General features: G+C 43.7%; 9 protein-coding genes and 1 tRNA gene. 6 read left to right on the top strand and 4 right to left on the bottom strand.

What is annotated here, in order from left to right; translation table 11 throughout:
• Positions 1-134: 134 nt before the first annotated feature.
• From VA249_RS03640 to VA249_RS03630, 3 genes are all read left to right on the top strand, one after another.
• Positions 135-1,271: a flagellar assembly protein FlgT gene (locus VA249_RS03640; RefSeq protein ID WP_221068951.1), complete on the top strand. Its 1,137-nt coding sequence runs from the start codon at positions 135-137 to the stop codon at positions 1,269-1,271.
• Between the two features lie 198 nt (positions 1,272-1,469).
• Positions 1,470-1,546: transfer RNA gene (locus VA249_RS03635), tRNA-Arg, on the top strand.
• A gap of 303 nt (positions 1,547-1,849) precedes the next feature.
• Positions 1,850-2,356 carry a Fe3+-citrate ABC transporter substrate-binding protein gene (locus VA249_RS03630; protein WP_164837212.1) on the top strand — a complete coding sequence of 169 codons (507 nt, stop codon included), beginning with the start codon at positions 1,850-1,852 and terminating at the stop codon, positions 2,354-2,356.
• Between the two features lie 166 nt (positions 2,357-2,522).
• On the opposite strand, the gene VA249_RS03625 is transcribed toward VA249_RS03630, so the two are convergent.
• The gene (locus tag VA249_RS03625; RefSeq protein ID WP_221068949.1) at positions 2,523-3,479 is read right to left on the bottom strand and encodes an OmpA family protein; all 957 of its coding nucleotides are present in this window, start codon (positions 3,477-3,479) and stop codon (positions 2,523-2,525) included.
• Positions 3,480-4,044: 565 nt separating this feature from the next.
• Positions 4,045-5,469: a glutamate--tRNA ligase gene (gltX, locus tag VA249_RS03620; RefSeq protein ID WP_128811412.1), complete on the bottom strand. Its 1,425-nt coding sequence runs from the start codon at positions 5,467-5,469 to the stop codon at positions 4,045-4,047.
• 284 nt (positions 5,470-5,753) lie between these two features.
• Here gltX and VA249_RS03615 point away from each other — a divergent pair, with 284 nt between their 5' ends.
• The 3 genes from VA249_RS03615 (at position 5,754) to VA249_RS03605 (ending at position 9,316) form a co-directional block, all read left to right on the top strand.
• The gene (locus tag VA249_RS03615; RefSeq protein WP_221068947.1) at positions 5,754-8,450 is read left to right on the top strand and encodes a heavy metal translocating P-type ATPase; all 2,697 of its coding nucleotides are present in this window, start codon (positions 5,754-5,756) and stop codon (positions 8,448-8,450) included.
• Between the two features lie 24 nt (positions 8,451-8,474).
• Positions 8,475-8,924 (top strand): DUF411 domain-containing protein, encoded by a 450-nt coding sequence (locus VA249_RS03610; RefSeq protein ID WP_128811413.1) that lies wholly within the window; start codon positions 8,475-8,477, stop codon positions 8,922-8,924.
• A 161-nt stretch (positions 8,925-9,085) separates the two neighbouring features.
• The gene (locus VA249_RS03605) at positions 9,086-9,316 is read left to right on the top strand and encodes a PAS factor family protein (protein ID WP_128811414.1); all 231 of its coding nucleotides are present in this window, start codon (positions 9,086-9,088) and stop codon (positions 9,314-9,316) included.
• A gap of 282 nt (positions 9,317-9,598) precedes the next feature.
• On the opposite strand, the gene VA249_RS03600 is transcribed toward VA249_RS03605, so the two are convergent.
• On the bottom strand, positions 9,599-10,261 hold the full coding sequence (locus VA249_RS03600) for an oligogalacturonate-specific porin KdgM family protein (protein WP_211919841.1): 663 nt from the start codon (positions 10,259-10,261) through the stop codon (positions 9,599-9,601).
• Between the two features lie 465 nt (positions 10,262-10,726).
• The gene (locus VA249_RS03595; protein WP_221068944.1) at positions 10,727-13,378 is read right to left on the bottom strand and encodes a beta-N-acetylhexosaminidase; all 2,652 of its coding nucleotides are present in this window, start codon (positions 13,376-13,378) and stop codon (positions 10,727-10,729) included.
• Positions 13,379-13,680: the final 302 nt, after the last annotated feature.

Raw genomic sequence — 13,680 nt, 5'->3', positions numbered from 1 at the left:
TTCATTGCATCTCTACTGAAGAAACGTAATCTTGGAACAGTCTTTGCTTTTCTTCTTGCAATCAAACAGACAACAAGCCACCAAACTTCATTGAAATTGGTAAAGCAATATCTATACCCAAACGGTCATAAACCATGAAAAAATTATTTTTGAGCACCATTTCAATTGCTTTGATACTTCTTCTGCCCTTTCGTGCGGCTGCCTCTTGGTATGAAGTGACCGGCGTTGCCACAATTGTATCTTCTGATGAGGCGGCAAGATTACACGCTTTAGAAGATGCACTATTTAAAGCGGTTAACTTTTCAGGTGCAGATATTGGCAGTATCAGTAACTTAATGCCCTTACTTGAAGAGAACCGCAAAGAATACTTATTTACCAACCATGAAGTCCGCTACATTCTTGTCGAATCAGAACGAAAACGCAGCGGCAAAATGGAGTTAAGGATTCGTGTGGACATTTACCCATCGGCAACGGGTTGCCACGTGAATCAGTACAAGAAAACGGTTCTCGTTGGAAACATCGATGTCATTTCGCCTCAGCAGGCCGTGATGGGACAAATCTATCGTGTAGGAGATGATTTCAGTAAAGTCATCAATCGTCAGTTAGACCAAACATCGCGAAGCTTTGTATCCGTCGGTACCACCGATTACTCGATCAATAGTCGCCATCCAGAACGCACTACTATGATCGCACAAGATAATGGGGCCCAGTACATTATTGGCGGTGAAATCACCGACCTAACGGCAACCATTGATGCAAAATTACTGAAAGACGATGTGATCAATCGCCAATTTGCTTTGGAAATGAAAGTCTACGATGGCAAGACTGGTCATGAGGTGTACCACAAAAATTACCGTGAAGTCGCGCGTTGGCCATTTGCAAAAACCAGCCAAGTTGATACCAGCAGTGCTCGCTTTTGGGCTTCTACCTATGGGGAAATGATGCTCCGCGTTAGCCGTAACATCATGTTGGATTTAGAATCCGAACTCTCTTGCAAAATCACCCTTCCAGAGGTGGTTGCGGTGTTTGGTAACACAGTCACTATCGATCTTGGTCGCATGCACGGGGTAAAAGATGGTGATAAACTCCAACTTTGGCACACCGCATCGTTTATCGACCAAAGTGGACTGCCACGCAATAAAGTCTCTCAAAGCGAAATTACAATGACGGTTTCACGCGTCTATGAACACGAAGCGGAGCTCACTATTGATCAACCAAATCTCGCATCAAGTGTTCAAATTGGCGATGTGTTGAATAAGATTATTGAGTAAAACTCATCGCTCGTTGTCTTGGGCCTGTTTTTTTACCGGTTAATGGTCTAGTGACTTAAGTTTTATTAATCTCGGTTTTTAACAACTCTGTTTTTTTTACTGCGATGTTTTTAACTGCGTAGTTTTTAACTGCTTAGTTTTTAATAACATTGCTTTTTAATAAGATAGATTTTTAATATCATAGACATTAAATTTCGCGCCCCCATGGCACAGCTGGATAGCGCAGTCCCCTCCTAAGGGACAGGTCGTAGGTTCGAATCCTACTGGGGGCGCCACTCACATATTAGCAAAATTAATATTTTTCTATCCCTAAATAGTCTCAGGGGCGTACCACTGAATCCTGTACCTTGACGCCACTTGGATATATAACTTGAAGCCCCCTTTTCTTTGTAAGTGAAAGGGCTTTGTAAGTGCGGTTTTCTTTAGAAGTACGGTTTTCTCTGCAAGTGAGCTTTTTCACTTTCTCGCCCCAAAAAGAATTCGCGCCCACACTATTTACAGTTTTATGTTTTATTACTTTAATTATCTATGAGTTTTGCTTACCCTTTCAGCTATTAATAGAAGTATTAGTTAGCATTATGTCTAAGAGCAATTTAATTACAAATACGGGTCACCGTTTTATATCTAAAGGCAAGACTGCCTATAAGATTCATATTCACACACCTGAAGATACCGTCTTGCATCGTTCAGTCGGCTTTGTGCGTATTGGTGAAAAAAAAGGACTCAAAAAAGCCATCAAACTGCGCAATGAATTAGGCAGCGAAATGTGGGGAAAATTTTGGCGTCGACTATTAAAAGATCCATACTTAATGACTCGCCTACCGCACAGCGTTGAACCAAAGATCGTCCATAAACCCAATCCTACGCTCGAAAACCCAGACAACCGTGACACGTGTTATATCGCGAAATGGCGTGAGTTTGATGAAGCTGGCGAATACAAATACAAAACGGTTGTTCGTTCCATCAACAAGTACGGAAAATTAGCGGCATACATGCAGACGAAGAAAGCGCTGCTTGATGCACACAAAGATAACTTAGAAATATTAACCTTTATGGGACGGCTGAGCAGCATAGATCTAAAATAATGCCATAATCTTACCTACTACAACCGCCTACTTCTCTTAAACTGACAGGTAGGTGAGTTGATAAGATTAACTGCAACAAAAAGCCCCAAAGTGCGAACACTTTGGGGCGAAAATATTTCTGTCAATGATTCGCTAATAAATACGTTTATTGGCGATAACCATACTCTTACTGTTGAACTTGGTAATCAAACTCAGGGACTACGATTTCAACACGACGGTTTTGCTCACGACCTTCACGAGTATCGTTAGAAGCGATTGGGTTGTTTTCACCCTCACCACGAGCGTGGATACGTGAAGCATCAATGCCTTTCGCTACTAGAGCATGAGCCACTGACTCAGCACGCTTCTCTGATACTTTTTGGTTGTATGCCGCTGAACCAGACGTATCTGTGTAACCAATCACATCAACATTTGCTTGTGGGTATTCATTTAGGAATGCAACAAGATCGTTCAGTTTATCAGCGCTGTTTGCGCTAAGCTCTGTACTGTTTAAAGCAAAGCTATCAGTGCCAACTGTTTGAGTTTCGAAAGTTTTAGTTACAACAACTGGCGCAACAACCACTTCTTCAACGACTTCTGCTACCACTGGCTCTTCTTCAACGACAACTTCATCGTTACCGCCGAACTTGAATGATACGCCTAGTGTTGCTGTGTTGCCCGCAGCTTTAACCACATCGTTGTTGATGTCTGTGATTGTTTGGTATTCCGCACGTGCTGTTACGTTATGGCTAACGTTAAATTCAACACCTGCTGCGCCTAGGTAAGAGTAATCGTTTTTACCCTCAGTCATTAGGTAGGCACCACCAACTTTACCGTAAAGTGCGATATCTTCAGTAATTGGTAGGCTGAATTTTGGTGCAAGTGTAATCGCTTCAACATGGCCACCAAAACCAGTTTGGTCGAAATCACCTAAGTTTTCGAAACCAGTTTCTACAGACAAGTAGTCATTCATTTCGTAACCAACAAAAGCGCCTAGCGTAGAACCATCTTTGTCACATGCATGACCAGCAACACAAGCGTCGTCCATCCATGATTTACCCATTTTACCACCCACGTACACTTCTGCGTGTGCTGCAGATGCCATAAGTAGTGTCGCTGAAATTACCGCTGCTAGTTTTTTCATTATTGATTCCTCTAAAAGAAGTTCTTTTTGTTCGTTAACGAAATGCGTCGCCTAACTGACGTTGTATTTCTATTTTTTATTCAGTTCCTTTGAGTGTGATACCGAAGTAACTTCCTTTCGTATTGTTAAAAGTTACTTGGGTATGTCTCACTGACGCCGAGCACTATAACTCCAAGAAATCCCAAGACAAATCCCAACTCTGTCAATTTAATGTCATCGAAAAACCACTTTTTATGTGATCCATGCCACACCAAACCTAGCAACCACAACAGGGCAAACGTTTGCCTAAAAATTCAAAATAGATGACGTAAAGCAAATTTATTTCTCATTAATGAGACGATAACTATGGAACTTTTAGAATTATTTTTAATTTCAGAAAGATAGCGCGAATGAAAGTGGGGATTAAACATTTAGGAGGGTTATATATTGATTAGAAAAACTAATTCAATTTTGTTCAATATTAAGGTCTGTTGAACTTTTATGGTTAAATTTTGTTCGAGATAAAATCGTTTTAGGCACAAAAAAACCGCGGAAGTTACCGCGGTTTTTCATAATAGATGGGTAATTATGCGTTTGCTTCACGCTCAGCAATGAATGCAAGTGCCATCTTAATACGAGCGATACAACGCTCTTGACCAACAAGCTGCATTACTGCATCAACTGATGGAGATTGACCGCCACCTGTTACTGCTACACGTAGTGGCATACCGATCTTACCCATACCAATTTCAAGTTCAGCACATACGTCTGCAATCATTTGGTGTAGGTTTTCTGTTGTCCACTCAGTGATAGCTTCAACTTTCGCTAGTGCCGCTTCTAGAGGTTCTTTTGCAACACCACGTAGGTGTTTCTTCGCTGCACCCGCTTCAAACTCAGAGAAATCTTCGTAGAAGTAACGAATTTGCTCAGCAAGTTCTACCAGTGTGTTACAACGCTCACCCACAAGCTTGATCACTTCTGTGATAGCAGGGCCATTAGCTACATCCAGTTTTTGCTCATCTAGGTGCCATTGCAGATGTTCTGCTACGTACGCTGGATCAGAGTTTTTAATGTAATGGTTGTTCAACCATAGTAGTTTATCAGTGTTAAATGCAGATGCAGATTTAGAGATTGCATTTAGGCTGAAGAATTCAATCATCTCTTCTTGAGAGAAGATCTCTTGGTCACCGTGAGACCAACCAAGACGCACTAGGTAGTTGTTCAATGCCGCTGGTAGGTAACCCATATCACGGTATTGCATAACTGATACCGCACCATGACGCTTAGACAGTTTTGCACCATCATCACCTAGGATCATTGCACAGTGAGCAAATGTTGGTACTGGTGCACCAAGTGCTTCATAAATGTTGATCTGACGAGGCGTATTGTTGATATGGTCTTCACCACGAATAACGTGAGTAATACCCATATCCCAGTCATCAACCACTACACAGAAGTTGTACGTTGGTGAGCCATCAGTACGACGGATGATCAGATCATCCATTTGCGTGTTGCTGATCTCAATACGACCACGGATTTGATCATCAAATACCACACTGCCGTCTTTTGGATTGCGGAAACGAATTACGCATGGATCACCATCTTTCGCTGCATCATTTGCCGCTTTGATCTTTGGATGGTTAGCATCGTAACGAGCCATCTCTTTGTTTGCTTCTTGCTCAGCACGTACTTCATCTAGTAATTCTTTAGATGCGTAACATTTGTAGGCTTTGTCTTCAGCAAGTAGCTTATCAACCATCTCGTTGTAACGGTCAAAACGTTGAGTTTGGAAGTAAGGACCTTCGTTCCACTCAAGACCTAGCCATTCCATACCCTCAATGATCGCGTCAACCGCTTCTTGAGAGTTACGCTCTAAGTCCGTGTCTTCAATACGTAGTACGAATTCACCGCCATTGTTTTTAGCGAATAGCCAAGAGTATAGTGCTGTGCGAGCACCACCAACGTGAAGGTAGCCAGTTGGGCTAGGAGCAAAACGAGTTTTAACCGTCATTTGAGTTCCTTAGGATTATGATCAACAAGCCTGCGCTCGTTGTTATGTCAAGGATAAAAGTGGCGACATTTTACCACCGTAAGTCAATTCTACAATCATTCAGTGCCGATTGGCGGTAGAAATACCAATAAGTCTGAGCCTTTGTCCCCCTCCCTGATAACAATCATAGGTTTGCAGCGATGGATGAACCTTAACCAAACAGCATTGCACTCCCAACATGGCACTTGACCTTACCCTTGAGGTAAGGTTTATGCTCACCACATTCGTATTAATGAGGACAAATTATGTATCAGTTCGTTGTACCTATGTCAGGGCTCAACTGCATGGGTTGTGCAAGAAAAGTGGAGAACGCTTTACATGCCAACCATAGTGTGGAGATCATTAATTTGTCCCCAACAATGGTTGAACTAAAAACCGACGCGGCACTTTCTTCCATTGTTGAATCGATCGAATCTCTGGGTTATCACGCTGGACATCAATACCAAATGCACCTCAGTGGATTGAGTTGCGGCGGCTGTGTAAAAAAACTGTCTTCGTTATTAGAATCGAACCAAGACGTGATCGCGTTTCAAGCTTCGACAACCCAACTCGATATCACAACACTACTCTCAGAGCAGCAAGTGATCGATCTCGTGGCAACACTCGGCTATACCGCCAGCCTTGATTCGATTGAAGTAGAAGAAAAAAACTCACCAAAAACTGAGCCGGTAGAAAAGCAAAGCAACATTGATGATGTTCAGGTGCCACCAGCAAGTATTCAATTGCAAATGCTGATTCAAGGCATGACATGTGCAAGCTGCGTCTCTTCCGTAGAGAAAGCACTCACTAACGTCACAGGCATTGAAAAAGCGCAAGTGAACCTTGCAGAGCAAAGCGCACTCGTCTTTGCCGTTGAAGATTCTGAGGCGCTTCAACAAACGATTATGGATGCTGTAAAACAAGCAGGTTACCAAGCAGAAATTCTACAAGACGCTGCAACTCAACAAGAAAAGCAAACGGCTCAACAACTTGCGCAGCAAAAACGCTTTAAGCTTGATGCGATTGCTGGCTTGGTAGTAGGTGCACCACTGATGTTGTGGGGGCTATTCGGCGGTAATATGATGATTCGTAATACCAATGATCAACTGACATGGGGCATCATTGGTGTGCTATGTCTATTGTTACTCGCGACAGCAGGTAAACACTTTTTTACTAACGCATGGTTAGCGGCCACTCACAAACGCGCCACTATGGACACACTCGTGGCTTTAGGTACGGGTGCGGCATGGTTTTACTCTATGCTCGTCGTCGTTTTTCCTGACTGGTTCCCACTTGCTTCACGTCATGTGTACTTTGAAGCCAGTGCCATGATCATTGGTTTGATTTCACTTGGCCACTATATAGAAGCCAAAGCAAAGGCAAATACAACACGCTCACTGCAGGCACTGATTAACCTGCAACCTCAACAAGCTACCGTGATTACCGAAAGTGGCGATCAACAAATCGCGGTTGAACAAATCACATTAGGCATGAAACTGCGCATTAAGCCCGGCGAGAAAGTGCCCGTTGATGGTGTCGTTGTTCAAGGCGAGTCTTACTTGGATGAGTCCATGCTGACTGGTGAACCTATCCCTGTTTTAAAAGTGCAAGATACCCCAGTTTCTGCAGGCACATTAAATACTGACGGCGCACTAATCATTGAGGCGACAGGCATTGGAGCTAATACCATGCTGGCTCGCATCATTCGCATGGTTCGTACAGCACAAAGCAGTAAGCCAGCCATTGCCAAACTAGCAGACCAGATTTCAGCGGTGTTTGTTCCTGTCGTAGTCGGCATTGCGATTCTTGCCGCTTTGGTTTGGTTCGCTGTAGGTCCAGAGCCTAAAGCCAGCTACATGCTTGTGGTCACTACCACCGTGCTAATTATCGCCTGCCCTTGTGCGCTAGGCTTGGCAACACCGCTGTCAGTCACCGTTGGTGTCGGTAAAGCCGCAGAACTAGGCATTTTGATTAAAGACGCCGATGCACTGCAACTGGCGAGCAAAATCGACACCGTCGTATTCGATAAAACGGGGACGCTGACTCAAGGTAAACCGAGTGTGCAGCAAGTGTTTACTCACGCCACCAGCCAAGAGCACTTACTGGCTCTGGCATACGCAGCAGAGCGTCAATCGGAGCACCCGTTGGCAAAAGCTGTGTGTGATTACGCTAAGCAACACAATACAGAAAGTATTGAGTTAAGCGCATTCGAGAACATTCGTGGCCGTGGCATCACTGCTCATTATCAAGCACAACCGCTATTCATTGGCTCATTGCAATTTATGCAGGCACAACAGATTGATACCACCCTAATGGAACAAGCGATTGAAGATTGTGCTAATAACGCGTGGACACCTGTAGCTGTCGCGCTTAATAACGAATTGATTGGTTTAATAGCCATCGCTGATCCGATTAAACCTGACGCTAAACAAGCGGTGTCTGCATTAAAATCGCAGGGCATTAAAACCGTCATGCTCACTGGCGACAACCAACATGTTGCCAACGCCATCGGCAAGGAACTCGGCATTGATGAAGTCATTGCTCAAGTGATGCCCGACGAGAAAGCACAACACATCAAATTGTTGCAATCTCAAGGCCGTACGGTTGCAATGATCGGTGATGGCATCAATGACGCACCAGCCCTTGCGTTGGCTGATCTTGGCGTCGCAATGGGAAGTGGCAGTGATGTAGCAATCGAAAGCTCACAAATGACCATTCTTAATACATCACCAATGGCCGTCGTACATGCGATTGAACTCTCTCGCGCTACACTTAAGAACATGAAGCAAAATTTGTTCGGCGCCTTTGTTTATAACTCGTTGGGTATCCCTATCGCTGCAGGCGTACTTTACCCAGCGTTTGGATTTTTGCTCAGTCCTGTCGTTGCCGGCGCAGCGATGGCACTGTCTTCAATCACGGTCGTCAGTAACGCAAATCGACTACGACTGTTTACCATTAAGTAAGCGACACTTCTTCTCGAGGATACTATGAAGTTGAAACTATTGACCTTTACAATGCTTGCTGTCACATCGGCGAACGTATTAGCTGCTGATGTCATCAACCACAAATCGCCATACTGTGGCTGCTGTGGCGAATGGACAAAACACATGGAAGAGAACGGCTTTACTGTAGAAGAAAAGCTGCATGATGATATGAATGCGATCAAACGCGATTTAGGCATCAAGAACGAACAGCTTTACTCTTGCCACACCGCAGAAATTGATGGCTATGTATTTGAAGGTCATATTCCTGCCGACGATATTAAAGCGTTTTTGGAAAACCCACCTAAAAATGCGAAAGGTCTTGCGGTTCCAGGAATGCCAATGGGATCTCCTGGCATGGAATATGGTGATAAAAAAGACAGTTACGCTGTATACGCCTACAACGAAAAAGGTCAAGTGTACGAATACCGCTACCACAAAGGGAACGACCAGTAATTTACATACCCAAGTAACCTCAAGTTGTTTGGGTATAGTAAGATCACGATTATTGTGAAAGTTTCTTACAGCAAGGTGTGGTTGTGTGACTGACTCTCCTGATTTATTGCGCATAACACCATAAAATGGATATGCACCCCGTGCAATAAAAAGGAAAATTTATGAAAGCACTTATTTATGACACGCTTGTTAGCCTTGCTAATCAGGAACCAGAACAACACGCCAAGATTCGACAAAACTTATATGATCAACTGAATTTGCCTTTTGACAAACAGTTGGCGTTATTTGCTTGTGCTCTTGGCCCTGCGGGTTCTGGAAAGCTAGACAGCAATGAAGTGATCAATAACGCGGTAGACAGAGCCATTCAGTTGCTAGAAACACCAATGCGTTAACGCGCCTCTTTTAGATTATGGCTCGCAACTCCCCTTAGCGGGCCATTTTCCCTAACTGCGTTGATCTAATCTAGTTAAGCCTTTCCATCAACACGTCGTTAAATTATCGAGTTAATGAATCACCACTCCGCTGCATCCCCAAGCCAGTAAATCATTAAGGCGATCCTTTCTTCATTTCACAAAATGAAAAAAGCGACCTCTATCGTATCAAGGTCGCTCGTAAAGCTAATAGCATTTGCTCAGCTTATAATGTGTTCATTAACTATGAACAACTAGGACTCATTAGAAACCGTAAGACGCACCAAATACGAACGCGTTGTTAGTGAAGTCCGTACCATTACCTTGGTTGCGGTACTCGAAGTAAGGTTGAACACCGCTGCGTGTCCACGTTGCACGTAGCTCGTGGTCCATCGAGTTGTCAGCGTTGTCTGTACGTACATAAACGTTGTTGTAGCTTAATGCGAGCTCTTCATTCACTGCGTAACCAATACGGTTATCAAAACGTAGTTGATCATTGCCATCTTTTACGTCGTGGTAACGAGTGCGGTTGCTGATAGCAATACCGTTATCGAAGTTATAGCCAATTTTAACCAGCGGACGGTATTGTACAGTCTCGCCATTGTTTAGTAAGTGGTGGTAACCAACAGCAACCCATAGGTTGTCATTAAAAGAGTAGCTCTGCTCGATACCTAATGTGATGTATGGTGAGTTGCCAAGGCCTGAGTCTTGAATTGCTTTATTGTCGTACTTACCAAGAGAAATACCGTCAAACTCAGTTAGGATTGTTGTGCCTGTATCGAAAGTGTGGCCAGCTTCCAAAGTAGATGTCGCATTAGGTTGTAGATCAGAGTGGAACTGAACATTACCCGTTACGTAAGAAGAACCAGCGAAAGCGCTAGAAGCGAAAACAAGAGATAGTGCACTTAGTGCGAAAACGTTTTTCATAATTACTGCCTTTATTTGTTCACGTTATGCGGTTGTATAATGGGGTATCACTTCCCTCCCACCGCAAACTTTGGGATGTGCCTCCCTGACGCCGGCAATACTGCTAGAATTAATTCGCATTGAAAAATAAATCACTTGGAACAGTGATCTGTTTCAAATTCATATTTTTTTATTCAAAATAAAACCTTTATATACAGCAACTTATGCATTTACCTAAAAATGCATCAAAAATAAAAGTGTGATGACGATCGGGATAAGTTGTTTATTTGCACGTTAAATCAAAACCAAGATCACAATAAATATCAGGTTCTAAACGAGTGACTTATTTATTGATGGAAAATAACAAGACATTGATCACACTTATTTTCCTACTCAAAATAAATAAAGCCCCCAACATAAGTTGAGGGCTTTGAGTAAAGAACAATGAATTTAGTGAATGATTAAGGTCTGTTGACCTTAACAACATTACTTCACGCTAGTCACGCGGCTTGTTTTCTCACCTGTCGCAGATACCGAGCGGATGAAGACTTCACCAGTCACATTTGGACGAGCATTGTCTGCATAAGTTAGCCAGTTCTCACCATCCAGAGAGTATTGAAGTGTTACGCCTGGGAATTGAACGTTCATTGCTAGCTTACCATCTTCCACTTTCGCACCTGGTACAGGTAGGCGGTAGTCAATACCAGATTTTTCTAGCTTAGCCAGTTCACGTTGACCAAGTACGTTCGCAAAGCGGTTGTAATCTTGGTTTAGCGCTGCTTTGTCTACAAGGTTAGAGTTTTGCGAATATTCAACACCCACTTTGTAGTCGTTTTCCCAATCAGCACGGTGCCATGCACGCTCAGCCGCTGCGAGTACGCGAGGGAATACCATGTACTCGTATTGCTCGTCGTTACGTACTGTCTCTGACCAAAGCTGTGCTGATAGACCGTAGAAAGGTTTCGCTTCGATTTCACCTTTGCCCGTAAAGCCGTTGCCATCGCGATCTACAGACGTTTCTGCGTTCTGAGGCATGTTCTCTGGTGCAAAGCCAAACATTTTACGAGTGTCTGTTGCACGCGTTGCCCAGTAGTAACCACGCTCTTTCGGGTCAACTTCGTATGGCATGTCCATGTACACGTAATCTGGGTTAGAAACGATCACGTCGTAACCTTTCTTAGACCACTCGTACACTGATGAAGTGCCGCCCCAGTAAAGAACGTCCCAGAAGTTAACACGCGTGTTTTCTGTCGCGAATGCTTTCTCACCTTCGCTGTACTTAAGGCCGTCTTGCCAAGCTTGGAAATTTGGAATGCCCTTCTCTGCCACAATCTTAGAGACTTGTTCTGCAAAGTGGCTTGGTAGGTGACCAAAGTCGCTTACTGTGCCGTCTGTAATTAGCGTCTGACATTGCGGAGACTGTGCAAATGGCTTGTCTTGTTTAGACAGATCAATCGTGCCTTTCCAGCTTACTTTGTCTTCTGCGTTAACGTCTTGGAAGCCCGCTCCTAGCTTGATGTTCTTCGCTTCATCGCCACCGAAGTGCCATGTCGTTAATGGCGCGCCCGCTTCTTGGTGCATTGCTGCTACTTCTGAAATCACTTTATCAACAAAGCGAGTTGAAGATTCCATACATGGGTTGATGAAGCTTTGCTTGTTGTAGAACTGAACCGTCGTGACGTTCGATGTATCTTGAGGATCCATCAGGCGGTATTCGTTCGCTTCTGCTTCTTTACCTTCTTCCATGAGACGGTCGTAACGCGCTTCCATTGATACTACCGCTGCACGAGCGTGCGCTGGCATATCGATTTCTGGAATCACTTCAATGTTACGTGCTTTCGCATATTTTAGGATGTCCACGTAGTCTGCTTTGCTGAAGTAGCCAGAGCCAAAGTTGTCTGTCGTTGGACCAGAGCCTAGCTGAGGCAGTAAACAGCTTTTCTCTTCCAAATCGAAACAACGGTTAGCGCCCACTTCTGTCAGCTCAGGCAGACCCGGGATTTCTAAACGCCAGCCTTCATCATCGGTTAGGTGAAGGTGAAGTTTGTTCATCTTGTACGCTGCCATTTGGTCAAGCGTTGCAAGAATTGCGTCTTTAGAGTGGAAGTTACGAGCGACATCCACCATCACACCACGGTAATCAAAACGAGGTGCATCTTGAATCGACAGTAGTGGTAGAGAATCAGCATTTTGGCTATCTATCAGGCCAAAGATAGATTGTACTGCGTAAAACGCACCTGCTTGGTCAAACGCCTTAATCACAATACCATTGCCGTTGATGCTCATATCATAAGCACCAGATTTTGCCAATTCACCGGTGAAGTCTGCAGGAACTAGCGTGATGCTAACAGGAACATCACCACGAACATCCACACCTACCACTTCTGCACGATCTTGAATTGCTGCATATTGAGCCGCATCGAATGCGTCTTTAGGCAGCGCAATACCACCTGCGATGTCTACTGTGCCTTGGCCCGCTTTCACGTGCATTGGCGTTGGTAGTAACGTCGTAGATACATCTTGTTTTGCTAGATCTTCGTTCTTCTCAAAACGAGAGACAGCATTTGCCATGATGTTGTTGTCATCCGGAGTACGTTTTAGGTTGTTACCGTCAAGACCAGTCACGAAAGATGCCACATCTTCTGTGTTCAGTGACGCAATCATCTTAGGTTCAGCGTTTGGCGCTGCAACAAATGCACCCGGCATAAAATCAGTTTCAAATAACTGCCAGTATTCAGCGACAAGAGGAAGAACCACTTCTTCACCAGCAGCGAAACCATCAAACTTGTCTGTTGGTTCTAGCTTGTGTAGATCGCCCGTTACACGAGAGATTTTAAATTGTTCGTTATCAACATCCAGAATCAGACGGATGCTGTGGAAGTAGATAGCCCAATCTTTAGACTCAACCGCTTCGCCTTGGTTAACCAATGTCATGTTTACTTTATTGCAAGACGCCCACTCTGCACCCATGTCTTGACATGCAAGACCTTCGTTAGCACCGTGGTTAGTTAATACTTCATATTGAATATCAAGGTTGTCAGCCAGAGAGTTTACAACTTGTTGCTCAGAATTCTGTAGTGAAGAGCAACCTGCCAATGTAGCAATAACAGAAGCAGCAATCAGACTATGTTTCAACATCTTACTTTCCCCAAAAAGTCAGTGGTTCAAAACGACATTTATCAAAATTTATGTGCACCCAAATACGAGGTGCTTAACAGTTGTATTCAACATACAAGCAGTTATTTCTAAGCGTAAAATTAATAAAATTAAGAAGTGATCCAGGTCAAACTTGACTAATGGCATAAAAACATAAAACAAATAAATTCAACAACTTAACAAAAACGTCAAAAACGAATATATTTTTTTGACGAGTTTGTTGCGAGAAATGTCACAAATTTCTTTGTGTGAACATGTGTTTTATAAGATTTTGATCACGAACT

The sequence above is a fragment of the Vibrio alfacsensis genome (genome assembly GCF_019670485.1).
Lineage (GTDB): Bacteria > Pseudomonadota > Gammaproteobacteria > Enterobacterales > Vibrionaceae > Vibrio > Vibrio alfacsensis.
The sequence above is the reverse complement of the archived record's forward strand: the minus strand, read 5'-3'. Positions and strand labels throughout refer to the sequence as shown.

Excerpts from the sequence above, each read along its gene's own strand:
- VA249_RS03640 (WP_221068951.1), top strand. The coding sequence starts at position 135 with ATGAAAAAATTATTTTTGAGCACCATTTCAATTGCTTTGATACTTCTT.
- VA249_RS03630 (WP_164837212.1), top strand. The coding sequence starts at position 1,850 with ATGTCTAAGAGCAATTTAATTACAAATACGGGTCACCGTTTTATATCT.
- VA249_RS03625 (WP_221068949.1), bottom strand. The coding sequence starts at position 3,479 with ATGAAAAAACTAGCAGCGGTAATTTCAGCGACACTACTTATGGCATCT.
- gltX (WP_128811412.1), bottom strand. The coding sequence starts at position 5,469 with ATGACGGTTAAAACTCGTTTTGCTCCTAGCCCAACTGGCTACCTTCAC.
- VA249_RS03615 (WP_221068947.1), top strand. The coding sequence starts at position 5,754 with ATGTATCAGTTCGTTGTACCTATGTCAGGGCTCAACTGCATGGGTTGT.
- VA249_RS03610 (WP_128811413.1), top strand. The coding sequence starts at position 8,475 with ATGAAGTTGAAACTATTGACCTTTACAATGCTTGCTGTCACATCGGCG.
- VA249_RS03605 (WP_128811414.1), top strand. The coding sequence starts at position 9,086 with ATGAAAGCACTTATTTATGACACGCTTGTTAGCCTTGCTAATCAGGAA.
- VA249_RS03600 (WP_211919841.1), bottom strand. The coding sequence starts at position 10,261 with ATGAAAAACGTTTTCGCACTAAGTGCACTATCTCTTGTTTTCGCTTCT.
- VA249_RS03595 (WP_221068944.1), bottom strand. The coding sequence starts at position 13,378 with ATGTTGAAACATAGTCTGATTGCTGCTTCTGTTATTGCTACATTGGCA.